A 21,074-nucleotide genomic window follows, 5' to 3' on the forward strand; every position below is an offset into this window, starting at 1 on the left:
CTTTACCTCACGATAAATGCTTTGCGCTTCTCTAGTGGTTGGTCGATGTGTACCTCCACAGTGGATTTCCACCACCTAGATAGTCGCCATGCCTGGCGCACATAAAAAATCCTAATCCAGATTTGATTGGATTAAGATTTAATATGCTTCAATACACCTTCTAATGCCTTTTTAATATGAGCACTCATTAAATGAACCGCATCTTCTTCATTTTCGTTCAAAATCGCTTCATAAATTTGTTCATGTTCGTCAATAAATGAAGGGTAAAAAGCTCCCCCAACCATACTTTTTCTCATGTAATGAATTTTCACTTTGATTACTTCAAGTAATTTAATGAGTTGCCCGTTGTTGGAGGCTTTGGTAATAATTGTATGGAATTGCTGATCCAACTGACCAAGTTCTGGAGAATCAGGCTTCACGTTTTTTGTTTCTTTTAAATTATTATCTAAATTTAATTTTACTTCATCAGTTAAATTCTTAATAGCAAGTCGAATTGCTAATACTTCCAAACTCTCCCTACATTGAAAAATATCCGCAATATCATCTACTGTCGGTTCATAAACACGGACAAATCCATCATTATATATTAATAAACCATCTTGAGTTAACATACGAATCGCTTCTCTTACTGTTCCCCTGCTAGTTCCTAACTTACTTGCAATTTTTGCTTCTACAACACGTTCTCCGGGGTTTAGATCTCCTTGCATAATCGATTCTTTAATCAATTGATAGGCTTGTAAGTGTAGAGATTCCGATTTAATAATTTTACCCATTGTAACAGCTCCTTTTACTAAACTTCACTGCACATATATAAAATAAAAAACTTTATTATAATGAATGGAATACAAATTTTATAGCCTTAATGTTTCCAAAAACTGAAAAACAAACAGTATTTTTTATAAAGCAAAAGCATTGTATAATGGCAGTCGACAAAAACATTCAAAAAAATTAGAGAACTACTTTCTATCACTATTATACGACAACAAAGCTTATTTGACACCCAATAACTATATGGCATGGATTGCTTTCGGTGAAATTGGCTTTATCTAAGAAGGATTCTATTTCAATAGACAAAAATATCAGGATAATGACATTGATACATTGGTTATTTATCTTTTAATCAAAGAAGTAAAAAATCAGGTTTGGTAATAGTCAAAGATAAGTAAGCTTTTCACTTATAATCACTCATCAAAAAATTTTGTTAAAAAGCTGTGTTTTCCAATATAAATGAATGATGGTGGTTAAAAGTAACATAGTTGGTCAATTAAAAGAAGCCGCTGCAAAAATACAGCGACCTCTCTTTCTCCTTACACCCATTTCGTCGTAATAACTTTCTTTCTCGTATAGAAATGTAACCCGTCTTTCCCATTGGCATGTAAATCCCCATAAAACGAATCCTTCCACCCGGAGAAGGGGAAAAATGCCATTGGCGCCGGTACACCAATATTCACACCAAGCATTCCTGCATGAATGGTTTCCCGAAATTGACGGACGCTTCCCCCATCTCTGGTAAAAATACATGCTCCATTCGCAAAGCGTGATTGATTAGACAGTTCAATTGCTTCACTTAAATCCTTCACACGAGCGATAGATAATACAGGCGCAAAAATCTCATCCTGCCATATCTTCATTTCCGAAGTAACTTGATCAAAAATGGTCGGACCGACAAAATAGCCTTTTTCCTTCACAGCTTCATCTTTTCGGCCATCCCGGACCAGATTAGCCCCTTCTTCTTGTCCAGCTTCGATATAGCTTAACGTACGTTCTTTATGCTTGTCACGTATCACTGGTCCAAGGAAAATTCCTTCATCTAAACCATTACCAATTTGAATTCCATTGGCTTTTTGTGTCAAAAGCTTGATAAATTCATCTGCAACGCTGTCCTCTACTGCTACTACAGAAGCTGCCATACAGCGCTCGCCAGCCGAACCAAATGCCGCATTCATAATTTGTGTTGTAGCATTATCCAGGTTGGCATCCTGCAGAACAATCGAATGATTCTTTGCGCCTGCCAAAGCCTGTACCCGTTTTAAATTATCCGTCCCGCGCTTGTAGACATACTCGGCCACCGGCTGCGAACCGACAAATGAAATCCCTGCCACTTGCGGATGATCTAATAATCCGTTTACGACATCGTGTGCGCCGTGAACAATATTGAACACACCGCCCGGGAGACCAGCTTCTTCCAGTAATTCCGCTAAACGATTGGCAAGCAGCGGTGTCCGTTCAGAAGGCTTCATTACAAACGTATTTCCAGTCGCAATCGCCATCGGAAACATCCAGCACGGCACCATCATTGGAAAATTAAACGGTGTGATTCCTCCAATAACTCCGATTGGATAACGGTATAATCCGGATTCCAACTCTGTTGCAATCGAAGCAAGCTGCTCTCCCATCATCAATGACGGCGCTCCTGTTGCGAATTCTACATTTTCGATTCCTCTTTGTACTTCTCCATACGCTTCCGCAAAGTTTTTACCATTTTCAAGAGTGATCAGCTTTGCCAGTTCCTCATGATTATCAACAAGAAGCTGCTGGTATTTAAATAGAATCCGGGCACGTTTTGGTACCGGAATTTCTTTCCAGGTTTCAAATGCCTCTGCAGCTGTTTCTATTGCATAATTAATATCCTCTAAAGTAGATAACGGCACGTGAGCAAGCACTTCTCCTGTCGCCGGGTTCACTACCTCTTCTGTTTTTGCTGTTTTCGCTTCGATCCATTTTCCGCCTACATAATTTTTTAATGTTTCTACTGTTGTCTGTGTCAATGAAAAAACCTCCTGTAATATTCTTTATTAAATAAGACTGTAAAGCACAATCGCCAATACTAATACGATACTTGGAACAATAATACTAACAAGGAAAACGGGTTTATATGCCCGGCTGTGCGTCTCGCCGCAAATAGCTCTTACCGTCGTAACAACGACTCCATTATGCGGAAGCGAATCCAGACCGCCGGATGCTAACGCAGAAATACGATGCATTGCACCAGGGTCTACTCCTTGCGCTAAATAAATAGGCGCTAGAATAGGCAGTGCAATCCCTAATCCGCCAGAGGCCGAACCAGTAATTCCGCAAATAACCGTTACCCCAATAGCCAGTCCCAATAATGGCGGTCCAGGCAGATTAACAAGTCCAGTTATCAAGGTATCAAATGCCGATACCTCTGCGGCAACACTTCCAAAACCAACGACCGCACAGGTATTTGCCAGTGCAACCAGTGCATTTTGTGTTCCTGCTGCCATTGAACTCCAAAATTCCTTAAGAAATTTCAACATCGTTAAGCAGGAAACAGCAATCCCTACAATTAATGCAATTAATAATGCCGTTGTCGGGTTCATAAACTGACCTAATATATTTAGTAAAACAATAACTAAAAAGAGAGGTAAAATAGCAACCACAATATTCGGCAGCGCCTGTGATTCATTTTCTTCCACAGCGGCAGCTGCCTCCTCTTTTTCTTTTTCCAGAACGGATTTTGGAGGAGAAAATTCTTCCCCGCCGGCAACCGCTTTCTTCACCATTGATCCAAGGTACAATCCGCCGGCAATCATAATCAGCAGGGAGCATAAAACTCCAATCCAGCCGCCTGCTGTCGGTGTAGTTCCAAAGAATTCTGTTGGAATAATATTTTGTATTTCCGGTGATCCCGGTGCAGTCATCGTAAACGAAATCGATCCAAAAATAAGTGCAGCAGGAATAAAACGATGCGGCAGATTGGCCGCACGGAACAGGGAAACAGCAATTGGGTAGACCGCAAAGCCAACTACAAATAAACTTACCCCTCCATATGTCATCACTGCTGCTGCCGCTACCACGGCAAACACGGCCCGTTTGACGCCGAATTTCTTTTTAATCCACTGGGCAATACTTTCCGCTGATTTGGTTTCATGCATAAACTTTCCAAAAATAGCACCCAATAAAAATACTAAAAACCATGAAGCAAAATACCCTGTAAAGCCCGTCATATAATTATCCAGTAATGCTGTTTCTAAATTCAATCCCCCTGTAACAGCTATAACTACTGAGCTGATCAGCGCAGCAACGATAATATGAATTCCCTTCATTGTCAGATAGACGAGCAAAGCAAGCGCAGCTATCAATCCGATAAAACTGATTATTTCCATCCCATTTATCCCCCTTGATATCATCCCTTCTATTACGACGTTTTTTCTATGCTAAACTGATACGAGAAACAAACATGATAAAGCTCCTCTACCTCTTCTTTTGTTGGTACTCTCGGATTATTTTGCGGGCTGCCGCTTGCCATTGCATCTTCCGCCATTTTACTGACAGCTGCTTCAAAATTCTTCTGATCGATTCCCCAGCCTTGTAAATTAGGAACATCTAACTCATAGCACAGTTTTTTTACTTCATAAACCGTCAGATCTGCAGCTTCCTCTTTAGAAAGCCTATCTGCGTCCGCATCAAAAAATTTCGCTAAATCAGCTAATCGATTCACACAATCATCTCTGCTGAAATCAAGCACAGCAGGAAGAAGCATTGCATTAGAAATCCCATGCGGTACATGGAACAACGCTCCAATCGGTCTGGACATGCCATGCACTAAGCACACCGAGGCATTGGAAAAAGCCATCCCCGCCTGCATGGATCCAATAGACATTGCTTCCCGGGCAGCCACATTCTCTCCTTCGTTATAGGCCGTTCTTATATTCTTTACGATTTGTTCAATCGCCGATAAAGCCAGCGTGTCTGTCATGGACTGTGCTTTTTTCGAAATATAAGCCTCCACCGCATGACTTAAAGCATCAATCCCGGTAGCAGCTGTAACGGATTTAGGCGATGATATGCTTAGAACAGGGTCTACAATCGCTACATTCGGCATCAGTAATGGCTGCTTAATCATCATCTTGACATCATTCGTTGTATCAGTGATTACGGTAACATCTGTTGCTTCTGAACCTGTTCCGGCTGTAGTCGGCACTGCTATATGCGGAAGCGGCTGCTGCTCTATTTGTTTCTTTCCACCCATATACTCTCCAATATAAATCCCATTTACTGCAGCGACAGCTACTGCCTTGGCCGTATCAATACAGCTGCCTCCACCTACGGAAATAACGACATCACATTTTTCTTTTTTACATAATTCCAATGCCTCAGCAACATAAACATCTGTCGGCTCTGATTCAACCCCTAAATAGACAGCGCTTTCAATCCGTCCCTGCAAAAGGATATCTCTGCACTCGCTGACATAACCAAGCTTCTCCATGATACGGTCACTGATAATCAGCGCCTTCTGCCCTTTTTCCGATGCTTCCTTCCCTATCTTTTTAAAAGCATCTTTTCCATAATGAATAGTCTGTGGTGTACGAAACACATTACTCTCTCCCATAAGTATCTCTCCTTCTCTCTTTCTTTCACTTTTTAAATAGCAAAAATCATGCCAAATTTTTAGAGCGCTGCTGTAAGCGTTTTAAAACAAAAAGTGTAGCTAAACAGCTACACTTCACTGAAAAGTTGTAGTTATTCTGCTACACTATTTATCCAAACCATGCTTTTTCATTTTTTTATATAATGTCGTACGGTGCATCCCGAGTTCCTTCGCTGCCTTTGATTTGTTGCCTCTGTTCTCTTCCAGCGCTTTCATCAGAACTTCTTTTTCTTTATTCTTCACTTCCCGCTGGAAGACGTAAGGCGTCTCCAGCAGGTCAAAACGCTTCAAATAGTTTGGAAGATGGTCTACATCGATGGTATCGGATTCAACTAAAATAACTAACTTTTCCATTGTATTTATCAGCTCTCGGATATTTCCATACCAGGCATAATTCATAAAAACAGCCATTGCTTCAGGTGTTACTTCTTTATCCGGAACATCATATTTCTTACACAAACTCGATAAGTAATGAGAAATCAGTACCGGGATGTCTTTCGGACGCTCTCTTAACGGCGGTATCGGGATTTCAATAACGTTGATCCGATAATATAAATCCTCTCTAAAGGTTCCCTCCCGAACCATTTCTAACAAATTCTGATTTGTCGCTACAACGATTCTTGCCTCCAGCTTTTCTTTTTGAACTGCTCCTACCCGTTCAAATTCCTTTTCCTGCAGCACACGCAATAATTTTGTCTGCATCATCTCAGGCATTTCACCAATCTCATCTAAAAACAGTGTCCCTCCTTTAGCTAATGCTAACTTTCCCGGTTTCCCGCCTTTTCTCGCACCTGTAAAGGCACCATCTGCATAGCCAAATACTTCAGACTCAAAAAGCTGCTCCGGTATGGCGCCGCAGTTGACACTGATAAATGGACCATGTTGATAATAACTCAGCTCATGGATGCTTTTAGCGAACATTTCTTTCCCAGTTCCGCTTTCCCCTGTGATTAAAGCGGTTGCATCTGTTTTGGCAACTTTTCGGGTAATCCGCTTCACATCCGTTATCTGTTCACTGGATCCCTTAATTTTTTCAATCGATGCATGCTCTATTCTGTTCTCCTGCAAAGGCTGCTTCACTCTGTCTTTATTTACAGCTGTCTGCATCGTTTTTTCCAAAAACCGATCATAGATTTGATATAGCTCTGTTACGCCTTCAAAAATAAGCATCCCGATTGCGCCCACCAGCTTTTCTTCTCTCCATATCGGTATCCGGTGCACCACCATCGGCTGCCCTTGGATGTATTGGATAACTCCCCGCTCCGGCATTCCATTTCTGGCTGTATGATGCAGATTGGTATTCTCAATAATTTCCTGTACTGGTCGTCCGACAGCATCCTTCTGATCAATTCCAGTAAAACGGCTGTAGGCTTCATTAAACTCAATAATGATTCCTTCCTGATTAACAACAGCAACCCCTTCATAAGCGCTTTCAAGAATAACATCCAAAATTTCGGCAGTATGAGAGGTTTGACTCAGCTCGTTCATATAAAACGATAAACATTGCTGTATTTCTTTTCTTGTTAATACGCCTGTCAGCTGCTGCTTCTCATTAACTGCAAAAAAGTAAGTATACGGCATTTTATAAAAATCGATGATGAACTCATCGGCTCGAATAATCGAAAAATCCTCCTGTGATATATAATTCGCAATCGACGCTTCGTTTTCCCCATCCAGGTACGCTTTCAGGATTGCTTTGGACGTAATGATTCCAACCGGATTCATAGATTCCCCTACAACAGGAAGGAAATCGGCTGCCAAATTATGAAGAAGCGCTGCTGCAGCTTTTACAGTTTCATTTAAATAAATGATCTCCGGATTCCTTCTCATCCAATTGCCGGCTTGACCATTTTCTTCATTTAATAGCTCTTGTGAATTCATTTGCAGCATGTTATCTTCCTCCAAAAATATAATGCTAAATGCTTTGATTATATTATCTTGATTATGCTTCTACAGCTGAGTATACCATAGTCTTATAAGAGAATTCATTTCAATTTCACCTGTGATAACCGTACAAATAATGTTTCGTATACGTTAAAAAACACAGCATCTATCGATGTAGAAATCACCATAGATACTGTGTTTACATGTTGAAATTTTCTTTATTTCACTGCCTTTCTTCTCTTAAAAACCTTCGCAATCAATGGATAACAAAGGGATAAAACAGTCAGCAAAGCAAGAACAATCGCAATCGGAGAAGCAAATAAAATATCCATTGGAGAATCATAAACAATCATTGCTCTCTGGAAATTTTGCTCCATATCTCCTCCAACAATCAAAGCAAGAATTAACGGTACAACAGGGTAATTCAGAATACGCATCAACAACCCAATAACACCGGCAATAATTAAAATATAAAAATCAATTGTACTGTATCCAAGCGTATATGCCCCTAAGAAGGAAAGAATAAGAACAATCGGATAAAGCACATTCGGCGGTGTTTTTAAGATTTTCACCAGCATACCGACCATTAAGATATTAATAATTACTAAGATAATGTTTCCAATAAACATACTGTTGATCAGCGTCCAAATCGTATCCGGACTATTTTCAAATAACAAAGGTCCCGGTGTGATTCCAATCATAACAAGTGCTCCCAGCATCACTGCTGTTGTCCCGGACCCAGGTATCCCCATGGTCAGCATCGGAATCAGCGAGCCGACAGCCGATGCACTGTTTGCGGATTCTGGTGCAACCAGTCCTTCTACAGCACCCTTGCCGAATTCATCTTTATTTTTGGATATTTGTTTTTCTGTACTATAAGATAACAAAGAAGCAATCGTTCCGCCAGAACCGGGAAGTACACCGAGGAAGAATCCGATCGGGCCGCTTCGGATAATCGGGGCAAGCGATCGCTTCCACTGCTCCTTCGTAAACCACTTGCTCCCGATGTCCTGCCCATTTGATTTTCCAGAGTATTGCGGTTTAAGTAAATTATAAAGCACTTCCCCTATGGCATAAATACCGATGATAATCACAATAAAATTAATACCATCTGTTAAATGCGGCAATCCAAAGGTGAAGCGGTGTACGCCGGATTGCAAATCCACTCCGATTGTACTGATACCCAATCCTAAAAACATGGTTAAAAAGCCTTTAATAATATTTCCTTGCGATAAGGTCACCACAGCAGATAAGGCAAATAGGAACAACAGCAAAAACTCAGCCGGCCCAAAATTTAATGCAAAATTTGCCAGCGGTATTGCTAAAAAGATAAATCCGAAGATTGCCATCACACCGCCAATCAGCGAAGCCATCGCAGCAATAGACATCGCCTGCCCTGCCAGTCCCTTCTTCGTCATCGGGTATCCGTCAAACGTAGCTGCAATCGAAGAACCATCTCCCGGCGTATTAATCAGAATAGAGCTGCGGGAGCCTCCAAATAAAGCTCCGTAGTAAATCGCTGCCATTAAAATCAATGCGCTGACCGGCTCCATTCCAAACGTTAATGGAATAAGCACTGCCACTCCTGTTGCCGCTCCAAGCCCCGGCAGAATACCGACAATTGTACCAAGAACTGCTCCAAGTAAAAGCCATAACAAATTAGCAGGCTGGAGCGCTGTCCATAATCCATCTAAAATAATATTTACATCCATTCTCGCACTCCTCCTCTAAGGCAGACTTATTTGCAGCAGCTCTGTGAAGCCATACCAGGTTGAAACAGAAACAACCAGTGTTACAACTACATTCAAGAGCCATTTCTTCATTCCGTTTAAATAAAACATAAGTGCTCCCATAAATAATATCGTTGCAATCAAATAACCGACATGTTCAAAAATAAGCGTATATATCACGCAAATTCCAATAATGATTGCAATTAATTTAAATGATTTCAGCTGGGCAATCAGCTCTAAATCTTTATTCTTCGCATATATTTGTTTACGTACATTGACTAAATCTGCGATAGAAAATACAAGCAATCCAGCACAAACAAATAAAGGAAAAAACTTTGGTCCATCCGGGTTGCCTAATGTTGCCGGATCTAATTGTATAATCATCGTGCCATAGATAACGCTGCCAATAATAAACATGACAGGCATGGCATACCGTATTGCTACCTGCATCCTATTTTCCCTCCTAAGGCGTTAAGCCAGAATCCTCTACTATACCTTCAAAAAATTCATTTTGATCTTGTAAAAATTCCTTTGTTTCTTCACTGTTCATATAGAATTCTTCCAAATTATTATTCTCTAAATCTGTTTGCCATTCTTCTGTTTCTACCATTTCACTCAAATAAAGGTCCCAGGAAGCAATTTCCTCCTCACTCATTCCCGGAGGGCCCATGATTCCGCGCCAATGCGGAAATTCCATATCAATACCCTGCTCTTTCCAGGTTGGTATATCCGGAAATGCGTCTAGTCTTTCTGGCGATGTAACAGCTAATATATCCACTTCTCCTGCTAAATATTGTTCGGACAGGTCAGATAACGAATTGCTGGTGACATCGATGTGTCCGCCAAGTAATGCATTCATAATATCGCCGCCGCTGCTGTAAACAAGGAACTGTAATTCTGTCGGATCAATGCCGTATTCAATCACAGCTTGGACAAAGGCCAGATGATTCCCGCTTCCTAAAGATGGACTGACACCAATCACCAGCGACTTTGGATCTTCCTTCAACTGCTCCAATAACTCTGTACCGCTGTCAATCCCTGCATCTTCCCGGACTGCCACAGCAAGCCATTCCGTAGATAACATGGCTAATGGCGTAAATTCTTCATGGGTTAATTCTGTCTGACCAAGCAATGGACCTGTAATTAATAGACTGGAATTTAATGCAGCAAAATGCGCATCCTGCTGCATCAAATATTGCCAGCCTACTTCCCCGCCGCCTCCAGGCTTGTTCACTACTGTAATATCCTCTTCTACGGTCCCGTCCGCATTCATCGCCCGCTGTGCAGAACGCGCTGTCCTGTCCCATCCGCCGCCCGGACTTGCCGGAGCAATAATCTCTATGTTTTTTTCAGGAAAGGTCCCTTTCCCTTCACTGGTATTCTCTGAACATCCTGCCAGAAGAATACAGCCAATAAATAATAAGCATAAACGCTTCATGTCAACACCTCTCAAAATAAATAATTAAGTAAACGCTTTCAATGATAGGGTAATTATTGCAAACCCAAAGAGGAAAAACAATATTTCGAATTTTATTCACTTAACATTCTTTAATGCCTTTTCGTCCTTTTTATCCATTAAGTGAAAAAAAGAGAATAAAAAAACACCCTGATACCAGGATGTTTTGAGGTTTTACTGTAAAATATATCTTCTTTCCGGCCGGCCGATAACCCCATAATTTAAAATGGTAGTAGCTTCTTCGTCAGATACGATATGCTCCAAATATCGTCTGGCCGTTGTTCTTGAAATCCCGACCAGCTGGCACATCTTATCGATGGTTACCCCTTCTGGATGCTCCCTTAACGCTGCTTTTACTTTTTCTAATGTAATGGAATCAATCCCTGTCGGCAAAGGCATATTTGTCCCTTTTTCTTCTATGCTTCGCTGGTATCCCCCTGTCAAAAAATAATCGGTATCGTTCGCTTTAAATTCTCCCGTTTCTTCAAACCATATCCGATCCTTTACATATTGTTTTACCGTATTTGTAAAATCATCCACCGTCACTGGTTTAATTAAGTACTGGTATACGCCATAACGTTTTGCCAGCTGCAAATGCTGCCGGTCTGTAGATGCAGAGACCATAATAATATCCAGATTCGGAGAATGCATTCGCAGGTAATGAAGCAATTCTGTCCCTAATATATCAGGAAAATAAATATCAAGGATGATCAGATCTACTTTCTCTTTTTCTATCAGCTCCTTGAGTTCTTTGCCATTCAGCGCTCTGCCAACAACTGTGATCTCTGAAAAAGCCTGCAGATACTTTTCATGCAATAAAGCTACCCGATAATCATCTTCTGCAATAACCACATTCATTTTTTCACCTCTTCTCCTTTTGGTAAATAGATAGAAAACACAGTTCCACCTTCAGCTGGGGAAGTCACTTCCATCTCTCCACAATACTTTTTCACCGCTTCATAGACATGAAACAGACCATAGCCTCTATTTTCCCCTTTGCTGGAATATCCTCTGGTAAAAATCTGCCCAGTCTGTTCTTTCGTCATTCCCGGCCCGGTATCTTCTATATCTATCACAATATCACTTCCAACATCAGTAACCATCACGGTGATTCTCTGTTCCTCCGATTCTAGTACAGCATCCATGGCGTTATCTAATAAATTGCCAAGCATGATAGCCATATCTGCAGCAGCTATTTTCGTTTTATCCAGATGACTTGCTTCTTCTATGATAAGTGCTATTTTTTTCTCAGCCGCCTTCACTAGTTTCCCTAATAAAATTGCCTGCGCTCCAGGGTCTTTAATGTTCTTTAACATTGGGAATGCTTGTCGCTTATCAGCGGTTTCTTCTTGAATCACTTTTAACGCTTCCTCATATTGCTCAAGCTGGATTAACCCCAACAGCACATACATCTTATTTTTAAATTCATGTGTCTGGGCACGCAGGCTATCTGCATAGCCCTCTATCTGCATCACTGTTTCTTGAAGCTGCTTCATATCTGTTTTATCTCGAAAACTGCAAATCGCACCGACAATCTGTTTATTTTCATATAAAGGAATGCAATTCGTAATAAATGTTTTCCCTTGGTAGACTTTTTCCTCATCATAGCTCGGCTTTCCAGAGAAAAGCGTCTCCGGCAGGCCAAGCAGTTGAATCGACTGCCGGAGCTCCATCGATGAATCTAGTAATGCCTTCGCAGAGGGATTAATCAAGGAAATCGCTTGCTTATCATCAATCACAATAATCCCTTCTTTTACTGCGTTTAACATGGCCTCCCGCTCACGGAACATTTCTGCGATAACTGCAGGCTCAATGCCCATCGTATCCTCCTGAATACTTCTGGCTAAAAACAACGCTCCGCCAACGCAAAGAATCATCCCAATGGATGCCACGATAACTAATCTTGTGAGCTTACTTACTATGATAGCGTTGATCGATTCTTCCAAATACTCGACTGTAACCGCACCGATAATTCTTTCCCCGCCATTGGCATCCACCTCTTCATAGATTGGTGCAGTGGTCATAATAGCAGGTCCAAGCGCCCCTTCCCCAGACTCTGTCACATAAGAGCCATATAACAGCGTCTGGTCAAATTGCTCTGTTTCTTCCGTTATACCGATGTGGTTTTCATCTGGATGGATAATATATTCTCCGTCTCGTGTAACTACGGTCACAACCGGATTTTCTGCCTGCAGCCGCACACGGTCAATAATTCCCTGTAATTCGTCATGGTCACTGCTGCTGACAGCTTCCTCCAAAGCCGGCATAAAGGCCAGTCCATTAGCCGTCTGTCTGGATAATTGCTTGTATGTATCCTGGGCATTGCCAATCTCAAAATAAGCAAACACAGAAATAAATAATAAAATAAGAAAAGTAGATAAAGTCAGAAATATAAAGACAATCCGCTTTCGAATCGTCATATTTTTAATCAAAGAAAACATTTATACCTCCTTTTCTATTGATCCATGAGTCTATTTCGTTTTATGTAATGGCATTATCAGTTTATCGGAAATCTGGTGTTGGGGCAAGAGAACTAGATTCGTTGTAGCCCTGTTTCTATATACAATATGGATTATCTCTTTTGTTCTTGTCACATGAAAGAAAACCCTTACAAACAAAATACACATAGTAGGTTTATAACATCTCCTCAATTTAACTAGAACTTTTTCTCACAATTTCTTCTCTTTTTATGATATATTGTTCTTTATTCTAAAATATTTCACACACCCTTAGAAAAACCTATCACGAGGAGAGACAAGAATGACAACCATCTTATTTAAAAATGCCAAGGTGTTTACCGGCAAAAATACGGATTTTGAAGGGATTGACTTTGCTGTAGATACAGAAGCAGGCCAATTTATCAACAAAGAAACAGCAAACGCAGATGAAACGATCGACTTAAAAGGGAAATATGTCATGCCCGGCTTAATCAACGCCCACACGCATATTATCTTAGATCCTTTCTTCAAAATCGGCGGCCTTTCTTCGGTCAATGCATCTCAGACGGGAGCCGTCGTAAACACGTATATTGCAATTGATAACCTGAATAAACTTTTAAAACACGGCGTTACGTATATACGTGATGTTGGTTCTTCTGACAACATTGATTTACAGTTATCTAAATTAGAAAAAGAAAATAAAATAACAGCCCCTGGAATTATCGGATCCGGTCCTGCCATCGTAATGACAGGCGGGCATGGCGTAGAACTCGGATGGGAGTCGGACGGCGTAGATGAGATTCGTAAACATGCCCGCACCAATATTAAAAATGGAGCACGAAATATTAAAGTCATGGCAACCGGCGGCGTCAGTATGGATGGGGAAACACCTAATGATGTTCAGCTTAGCGTCGAGGAAATGCGTGCTGCGGTGGACGAGGCACATCATAAAGGCTATACTGCCTGTGCACATGCTCAAGGAACAGAAGGAATCAAAAACGCCATCCGTGCTGGAGTAGATTCGATTGAACATGGGATTTATTTAGATGATGAAGCCATCCAGATGATGCTGGATAATGATACTTATCTTGTTCCAACCTTAATGGCACCTTGGGCAATCAATCAACATCCGGAAAAACTGCCTGATTTTATGGTAAAAAAATCACTTGCTGTTCAAGAAGCACATATTGAAAGTATTGGCAAAGCAGCGAAGGCTGGAATTAAAATCGCAATGGGGACAGACTCCGGAACTGCTTATAATGACTTTGAGAAAGGGCCCTCTCAAGAGCTTGAACAGATGGTCGATGCTGGTTTAACACCATTGCAGGTATTACAATCAGCTTCTATCAATGCAGCAGAACTGTTGAAAATAAATGATTATGCAGGCTCTATTGAGACAGGCAAGCTTGCTGATTTTATTATTATTGAAGAAAATCCATTGGAGGATATCAAAGCTGTCCAAGCGGATAAAATTGTTTATAAAAAAGGGAAGAAAGTAGAATAACTCTACAGAAAATAACTGGACTTGCAAAGGTAAGATATATCTTGCAAGTCCAGTTGTTTATATTCACCACACTTTTTTTGCGTTTTCCAAATCAGTTAAACTGATAAAGCTCTTTTGCATTGGAGGCGGACAAATGCGATTATGCATTTTTATTTGTTTATTTATTTTCTTAATATCCTTTTCAGTTTGAGCTTCCTGTACAAATACACTGATTTCCTTTTGCAGCTTCAACCATGGCGGTAAATAGCCTGCATCCTTCGCTATTTTTTGAAAATGCTGGAACGTATCCTTTTCCATATAATCCTTCGTTAGCGGTTTTCCCTTTCCCGGCAAATTCTTTTCATAGCTATAATCGTTCTCTTTAATCATATCTCCAATTAAATCATTGTATTTCCTTTCCAAATAAATCCCCCCTGCTCTTATTTGTTTAAGCAATCCAATGAACCATTAAGATCAAGTGAATTTAAATAATACTTCTACTTTTCAGTATACTGTTTAATTATATATCGCGCTATTAATCTTCTTTATTATAAAAAAATGAAACGTGCTATGCTTTCTTAACAACTATCTCCACATAAAAAAGCTGCCCCATAAAGTAAAATACCTCATGGAGCAGCCAGACTGCATTGCAGTAACATCTATTGTGACATTTTTTTCTTTTCGGAGAAGAGCTTCCCTCTTTCCAGCCATTTTTGTTTGGCTTCTTTCCTTCGCTTTACTTCTGCTTTTACAAGCTTTGGATAAGTATCTTCAGCAAAGTCCTGGACGCTGTCCCAATCTGAAAAGAAAAGAACCTTCATATCTCTGGAACCATCCTCATTACGGCGTTTATTCAGGCAAACGCCAAAAATCCGGTTCGATTCCTCAATCATTTGTTTAAATAAAAGGGGATGTTTTTCCTGATCTCTGTACAGTTCTTCCATCATTCCCATATAATGCGAATCGTAATGATGGAACGGCATTTCGGAATCAATGCTTTTACTGCTGCGATAAACTTTACGGTTGTTTGCGTAAATCCATATTAAAGTACCATAATCCAGATTTTCCTTTGTACTTACGATAACTTTTTTCATGTTTGTCATCCTGTCTAGAGGAAAATTTAGCATGGTAAATATCATTCTTAAAATCTCCGTTTATTAAATAATGCTACCTCTACTCTTTAGTATACACTACTTTCACTTTAAAAGCTTGAAAACTTCGAAGAACCTACTTTGAAAACTCCATATTCCAGCTGTAGTAGTCATTTTCTTTATTCTTTTCATAGCTTAAATAAGCATTGAATTTCTTTCCTTTTTTACTTGTCAGACCTTTCACAAAGACTTTCTTATCCTTCAACAGTTTTTTCACCATGGTTTTCGTCGGCTTCTTCCGCATCGAAGCTAAATATTTATCATTTTTCCAAATGGCAAATGTACAGCCCTGCTTCCGGTTGCTGCAGTTAAAGGCTTTATAGCCATCTATTACCTTGCCTCCGCACTGCGGACAGGTTCCCACTACTTCATTGGTTGCCCGTGTCTGCGTTACCTTATTGATAATAACGTCCTCTCCATGCTTGATTGTTTCAACGGATTCTGATGTAAAATGAAAAACGAGCCGGAGAAATTCCTGCTTGCCCGCTTTTCCTTTTTGAATATCCGATAAGGCTTTTTCAAGACGTCCGGTGAACTCTAAATCAAATAAATCTTTTACAGGAAAAGTGGTAACCAGCCGTTTACCAAGCTCTGTACAAAGCAAATGCTTACTTTCCGTTGTAATATAGCCTATATCCTTCAACTTTTTAATGGTTTCAGCTCTTGTTGCAGCAGTGCCAATACTAAAACCGGTCAAAATACTGCCCATCAGCTCCTCGCTTTCATCCTCCTGGTAGCTTTTCCCGCATGTTTCCATGACACGCAGCAAGGTTCTTTCAGTATGATGCTTCGGCGGCTTGGTAACATGGGAAGTGACCTCAGAATCGCTCACCTGGACACGCTCCTGCTTCTCCACCGATGGCAGCAGGGTATCCTTAGATTGGATATTCTCTACCTTTTTCCATCCTTCTACCAGCTGTACCTTCCCTTTTGAATGGAAAACACCAGATAAATCCACATCCAGAATTTTGGTAGTCAGCTTTGTCTCTTCATATTCTGCTATCGGCATAAATTGCATAATAAAGCGGTTTTTGATGGCTGTGTAGACAATTCCTTCATCTGCCGAGAGCCGTTTAGGCTTCATATAAGTGGGAATGATTGCGCTGTGACTTTCCACTTTTGCGTTATTAAAGACACGCTTTGTTTTCATAAACTTCATTTCATCCTTATAAGGAAGCTCTTCGGAATGCACCTTTAAGACATGGGCTGTTTTTCCAACCAGGCTTTCTTCTAAGGCAGTACTCGCAGTTCGCGGATAGGTAATCAGTTTTTTCTCATAAAGTAACTGAGCCACCTTTAATACCTTATCAGATGTCCATCCCTTGAACTTATTCGTTATAAACCCTTGCAAATTGGATAAATTGAATAGAAACGGCGGAAATTCCTTTTTCTTTTCCACCTGCTTATCGGTAATTATGGCTTGTTTGTTCTGAATCGCTTCGTTAATTGGCTCCAATAACTCTTTTTTCTTAAATTTATCCTCTTTGTTTTCGACATAAGTCCCTTCGTATTCGTGGTTAGCCGCCGTTTGAAAGGTTGCAGTCAGTTTAAAATAATCCTCTGGCTTAAAATTTTCAATCTCTTGATCGCGGTCATAGATTATTTTTAGAGTTGGGAGTAGCACCCGGCCTATATTTAACGCTTTGCTTTTACCCTGCTGATATTTTAACGTTGCCACGGATGTCAGGTTAATACCGATAACCCAATCTGCCCATTGTCTGCTGATTCCCGCATCGCGCAACGGCTTCATCCTATCGTTTGATTGGAGATTTTCCAGGCCTTGCAGTACTTCATTTTGCGTCCATTCATTTAAAAGCAGGCGATATACAGCTGCCTTTGGCTTCACCCCGCCCCGATAGATGATACTGTCTGCAATCAGCTGTCCTTCCCGGTCATAATCACATGCTGAAATAATTTCGTCCACATCATTCCGCTTCATTAAAGCATGAATCGTTTTTAACTGTTTTGCAGCTCCGCCATCTGTCTGCGCCCGATTTCTTGGATTGCTTTTCACTTTATATTTAAATTCAGAAGGGATAAAAGGAAAATTATCCATTTTCCAGCTTCGCATTTTCCCATCATAGTCCTTTGCATCATACAGCTCGACAAGATGGCCAAATGCCCAGGTAATCACATAGCGCTCCCCTTCAAAATAGCCGTCTTTCTTCGATTTTATATTTAATGCATCTGCAATATTTTTTGCGACAGATGGTTTCTCTGCTAAGATTAATCGGACTCCCATTTCGAATTCATCGCCTTTCCTTAAAAGCCATATCAGCTGGTTTTTCGCTATCATTTTTTTATATTAGAAACATTCGTTCGATATCTTATTATGCCATAGATTTCACTTTTTTTCTAATAGATACCTAAAACCGCAGTTTATCATTCGTGCTCGCTTATAATTTATCGTTATATGGTTAAACTAGCTTCATTGGTGATTGTAATCACCATATTTACTTACAGGAGGTGCCCCCATGTCTGAGCAAAATAAAAATCGCAACAAGGATAAAGGAAAGCAAAATAATCGCAATAAACACAATAAGACAGGCAATGATACAGAGTTTGCGAGTGAAAATAGTGAATTTCTGAACTTAGACAATAAGAAAAACAAACGAAAAAGGTAGCATCTTTACGAAAGGGCTGAGTGACCAGTTGACTCAGCTTTTTTGTTGCCTAGTTGTAAAACCGCTTCCCTTTTTTCATATTTATATGGAAATGTTTGTTGCTATCCATTATACTAAAAACAGACGAGGGTCAAAGAAGCCCTGTCCGCTTTATATCTTCATCATTTCCCTGCCTGAAAACATCTTCTTTAAAAATTCCTTCACAGCCTGATTCCATTTTTTATCGCTTCTGCTGCCACTGTATTTTTCTTCAAAACAAAGCCCGTACCTGGTTAAAATCCTGCGTATTTCTTTCTAGTGCAAATATTTCTTTTTATGCTCCTGTCGCCAAACCCGTTCCCAATAGTTTTTACAATTCTATATGTCCATTTACTTTGACTATCGAAGTTTTACAACCCGGCTAGAATACTTTATGATTAATTTAACATACTTACCTATTTATTGAATTGAAATTACACAAAAGGAAGGAAAGTCTAAAAATGAAAAAACATATAAAATTCTCCTGCTACAGTCTTCTGCTGCCTCTCATTTTTTTGCTTATTGCCTGTTCAGACAATACAAATAATGAAGATAACTCTGGTTCTGCCACAGATAAAACTACTGAAGAACCGGGTACAGCAGACGATGAAGACTTACCGGATGGAGAGGAATCAGAAGACCCTTCAGAATCAGATAACTCATCGGAAGATTCCTCCGAAAATGACTCTGATGATCAGTCAAGTGATGAAGCAGAAACAGATGCTTCGGAAGATAGCTCTGTTGAAGAGGAAGAAAGTAACGATAGTTCTTCGGAAGACGAAGAAGCGGGGAACGATCAGGCATTATCGGACTATTCTTCCGAAGAAATTGAGTATGCCCGCGTCTGGCTGCAGCTTGGGCCAAATCAAGATATCGATGAACTATACGTCGAACATATTCCAGCCGGCACCCCGCTTGATCCCAACGATGAAGAAAATGATATCAGCTACCCGGAAGAGGTGATTCAGGTCTCCGGTTCCCGTATCGCAGATGGCATGATTACGTATAGCGGAAATGGAGACGGTACCATTAATGTATATGACATTCCATATGGAAATCGCTGGTACGGAGGAATGCCTCGTCCGGATGATGTTGATTTAGAAGAGGTAAAGGAAGATATGCGAGAGATGATTGAAAATACCGAGACGGTCACCATTGAGCCTGGTGAGGAGGAAGATGTTATAGCTATTATTGAAAAAATGTATATTATTGATTAAGACGATTGGGGATTCTTGCAGAAAGCCTGATTGAATATAATATCGATTAAAGATAAGGCGGCTGGAAAGTATCTATTCCAGCCGCCTTATCTTTTATTTACACGTTAGGAAAGCATAAAATTTTAACGAAGAAGAATTTCAATGTAGTAAAAATTTTTAGGTACCAAGTCGGTTTTGATGGGGCGAGTAATCGCAGTCCCAGCCCCAACTAAGGCATTCGTTATCCTTTATTGAAAAAATCCTGCTAAATATTGATCCTGCGCGATAACGACATAGCTGCCATCAGGATTTTGCATCACATGAACAGTAAGCTCTACAGGAGGCAGGAGCGTATCGATGGCATTATATTTTTCAATCAACAGCTCGATGGTTTTCGAATCAACTTCTTCACGTGTAATGTCACCATTTTCAATAAGCTCAAGCAATTCCTGGTCTACTTCCTGATAAATGGACGTATCACTGATTCCTTCTATGGAAACCGTAACCATAATACTATCTGCCGATTCCGCCTGTGCTTCAACAATCTCATAATCCGCAGTAGACAATGCATACATCACAGCATCCGCTAATTCGATAATTTCTTGTTCTGCCACATTGGTCCCTTGCATATTTCGTTCCGTGTTTTGGATATATATATCCTTGAACATATCCCGCTGTGTCTCAGCTTCTGTTGTTTTCTCTTCTTCCGAATAAGTGTCTGGCAAACGCTCGATAGAGGCTTCCGCATCCTGGAAGACCGTCGCCTGAATAAGTGCATCCAAATAATCCGATGCTCCTGTTTCCAGTGTTTCCCTCTCTTCCTCGCTTATATCTGTTGTTTCCGCATCTGCGGGCTCTGTATCCTCTGCTGTCACAGTGACTGCCGGAATTTCAATTGGTTCAGCATCATTATGATTAGAGTATGTATACAAATAATTCTGATCATTCGTCAAATCATGAAACGTATACGTAAATTCCTGTTCCATTTCCTGCAGATGATGGGTCTCTTTTTCAATAACCATTTCAAGTGTGAATTTATCAATGTCAAAATCGGCGGGGTCAAAATCCACTCTTTCCGAGCCCTCGGTAATTCGGAGTGTTTGTTCCGCGATTCCTCTGCCTAACTCTTCGATATCTGTTTCATCCCCATTGTATGTAAGGACATAATCTTCATCTCTTGCTTCCATATCAAATTTGTTATGAATATCCGGGTCTATGGATACGAAAAAGGCAAATGGCATTTTCATCCTGCCTAATTGATTATTAAAGATATGTTCGAGTTCCTCCTGATCAGCGGTTGTTGTTGCAAAGCTCTCCATGACCTCCCCTTCAGCAGTTTCCATCAAAAAGTCACTATTGTCTCTATACAGAGCAAAGTTCCCCAGGTTGTAATAATCGATATCCTTTTCAAAGTCAAACACGCCATTCCCCGATAACGTTTCGCCTTCGATATTTTCTTCAAACTTCACGTCTAACGAGGTCATATCCTGCTCCAACTGCTCCATTTCCTCCAAAACCTCTGCAGCCTCAGGCTCGGAGCACCCGGCTAAAAATAAAATAATAATGAATCCAGCTCCAAAGATATAATTTTTCAAAATAAAGCTCCCTCTCCCTTCTTTTTTAATGTAAACGTTATACATATATTATACGGAGAGAACAACTGGTTGACTAGAGAGAAAGAGAAAAAAAGGTATAAATGCCC

Annotated in this window: 17 protein-coding genes; 3 read left to right on the top strand and 14 right to left on the bottom strand. The window is 40.4% G+C overall.

All coding sequences use genetic code 11. From position 1 onward, the window contains the following. Nucleotides 1-131: 131 nt before the first annotated feature. The 10 genes from ACFO3P_RS16065 to ACFO3P_RS16110 all read right to left on the bottom strand — a co-directional run bounded on the left by ACFO3P_RS16065 (nucleotide 132) and on the right by ACFO3P_RS16110 (nucleotide 12,903). Nucleotides 132-773 (bottom strand): GntR family transcriptional regulator, encoded by a 642-nt coding sequence (locus ACFO3P_RS16065; protein WP_193064151.1) that lies wholly within the window; start codon nucleotides 771-773, stop codon nucleotides 132-134. A gap of 534 nt (nucleotides 774-1,307) precedes the next feature. Next, the gene (locus tag ACFO3P_RS16070; RefSeq protein WP_042533554.1) at nucleotides 1,308-2,768 is read right to left on the bottom strand and encodes a CoA-acylating methylmalonate-semialdehyde dehydrogenase; all 1,461 of its coding nucleotides are present in this window, start codon (nucleotides 2,766-2,768) and stop codon (nucleotides 1,308-1,310) included. Nucleotides 2,769-2,795: 27 nt separating this feature from the next. Further along, nucleotides 2,796-4,127: a GntP family permease gene (locus ACFO3P_RS16075; protein ID WP_175297048.1), complete on the bottom strand. Its 1,332-nt coding sequence runs from the start codon at nucleotides 4,125-4,127 to the stop codon at nucleotides 2,796-2,798. 32 nt (nucleotides 4,128-4,159) lie between these two features. Further along, nucleotides 4,160-5,353, bottom strand: a complete 1,194-nt coding sequence (locus ACFO3P_RS16080; protein WP_193064154.1) for an iron-containing alcohol dehydrogenase — start codon at nucleotides 5,351-5,353, stop codon at nucleotides 4,160-4,162. A gap of 144 nt (nucleotides 5,354-5,497) precedes the next feature. Beyond that, nucleotides 5,498-7,282, bottom strand: coding sequence for a sigma-54-dependent Fis family transcriptional regulator (locus ACFO3P_RS16085; protein ID WP_042533552.1), 1,785 nt, complete (start codon nucleotides 7,280-7,282; stop codon nucleotides 5,498-5,500). A gap of 212 nt (nucleotides 7,283-7,494) precedes the next feature. Beyond that, the gene (locus tag ACFO3P_RS16090) at nucleotides 7,495-8,988 is read right to left on the bottom strand and encodes a tripartite tricarboxylate transporter permease (RefSeq protein WP_042533550.1); all 1,494 of its coding nucleotides are present in this window, start codon (nucleotides 8,986-8,988) and stop codon (nucleotides 7,495-7,497) included. Nucleotides 8,989-9,003: 15 nt separating this feature from the next. Next, the gene (locus ACFO3P_RS16095) at nucleotides 9,004-9,456 is read right to left on the bottom strand and encodes a tripartite tricarboxylate transporter TctB family protein (protein ID WP_042533549.1); all 453 of its coding nucleotides are present in this window, start codon (nucleotides 9,454-9,456) and stop codon (nucleotides 9,004-9,006) included. Between the two features lie 13 nt (nucleotides 9,457-9,469). After that, complete coding sequence (locus ACFO3P_RS16100) at nucleotides 9,470-10,444, bottom strand: tripartite tricarboxylate transporter substrate binding protein (protein ID WP_042533548.1); 975 nt, start codon at nucleotides 10,442-10,444, stop codon at nucleotides 9,470-9,472. Between the two features lie 192 nt (nucleotides 10,445-10,636). After that, a complete protein-coding gene (locus ACFO3P_RS16105; RefSeq protein WP_289585196.1) occupies nucleotides 10,637-11,320 on the bottom strand; it encodes a response regulator transcription factor in 684 nt (227 codons plus the stop codon). Then, nucleotides 11,317-12,903 (bottom strand): ATP-binding protein, encoded by a 1,587-nt coding sequence (locus ACFO3P_RS16110; RefSeq protein ID WP_379542516.1) that lies wholly within the window; start codon nucleotides 12,901-12,903, stop codon nucleotides 11,317-11,319. Before ACFO3P_RS16110 ends, ACFO3P_RS16105 begins: the two co-directional genes overlap by 4 nt. Before the next feature lie 319 nt (nucleotides 12,904-13,222). Between ACFO3P_RS16110 and ACFO3P_RS16115 the strand changes: the two genes are divergently transcribed. Next, nucleotides 13,223-14,404: a metal-dependent hydrolase family protein gene (locus ACFO3P_RS16115; protein ID WP_212929312.1), complete on the top strand. Its 1,182-nt coding sequence runs from the start codon at nucleotides 13,223-13,225 to the stop codon at nucleotides 14,402-14,404. Nucleotides 14,405-14,467: 63 nt separating this feature from the next. Here the strand turns inward: ACFO3P_RS16115 and ACFO3P_RS16120 are convergent, their stop codons facing one another. The 3 genes from ACFO3P_RS16120 to ACFO3P_RS16130 all read right to left on the bottom strand — a co-directional run bounded on the left by ACFO3P_RS16120 (nucleotide 14,468) and on the right by ACFO3P_RS16130 (nucleotide 17,776). Beyond that, nucleotides 14,468-14,806 carry a DnaJ family domain-containing protein gene (locus ACFO3P_RS16120; RefSeq protein WP_052485037.1) on the bottom strand — a complete coding sequence of 113 codons (339 nt, stop codon included), beginning with the start codon at nucleotides 14,804-14,806 and terminating at the stop codon, nucleotides 14,468-14,470. Between the two features lie 236 nt (nucleotides 14,807-15,042). Further along, the gene (locus ACFO3P_RS16125) at nucleotides 15,043-15,477 is read right to left on the bottom strand and encodes a hypothetical protein (protein ID WP_042533545.1); all 435 of its coding nucleotides are present in this window, start codon (nucleotides 15,475-15,477) and stop codon (nucleotides 15,043-15,045) included. A gap of 133 nt (nucleotides 15,478-15,610) precedes the next feature. Continuing rightward, nucleotides 15,611-17,776, bottom strand: coding sequence for a DNA topoisomerase (locus ACFO3P_RS16130; RefSeq protein ID WP_289585197.1), 2,166 nt, complete (start codon nucleotides 17,774-17,776; stop codon nucleotides 15,611-15,613). Between the two features lie 232 nt (nucleotides 17,777-18,008). Between ACFO3P_RS16130 and ACFO3P_RS16135 the strand changes: the two genes are divergently transcribed. Then, nucleotides 18,009-18,158, top strand: coding sequence for a hypothetical protein (locus tag ACFO3P_RS16135; RefSeq protein WP_175297047.1), 150 nt, complete (start codon nucleotides 18,009-18,011; stop codon nucleotides 18,156-18,158). Nucleotides 18,159-18,637: 479 nt separating this feature from the next. Next, on the top strand, nucleotides 18,638-19,393 hold the full coding sequence (locus ACFO3P_RS16140) for a hypothetical protein (protein ID WP_042533543.1): 756 nt from the start codon (nucleotides 18,638-18,640) through the stop codon (nucleotides 19,391-19,393). Between the two features lie 227 nt (nucleotides 19,394-19,620). Here the strand turns inward: ACFO3P_RS16140 and ACFO3P_RS16145 are convergent, their stop codons facing one another. After that, nucleotides 19,621-20,967, bottom strand: coding sequence for a DUF6612 family protein (locus ACFO3P_RS16145; RefSeq protein WP_289585198.1), 1,347 nt, complete (start codon nucleotides 20,965-20,967; stop codon nucleotides 19,621-19,623). Nucleotides 20,968-21,074: the final 107 nt, after the last annotated feature.

This window comes from Oceanobacillus aidingensis (assembly GCF_042654105.1).
Lineage (GTDB): Bacteria > Bacillota > Bacilli > Bacillales > Amphibacillaceae > Oceanobacillus > Oceanobacillus oncorhynchi.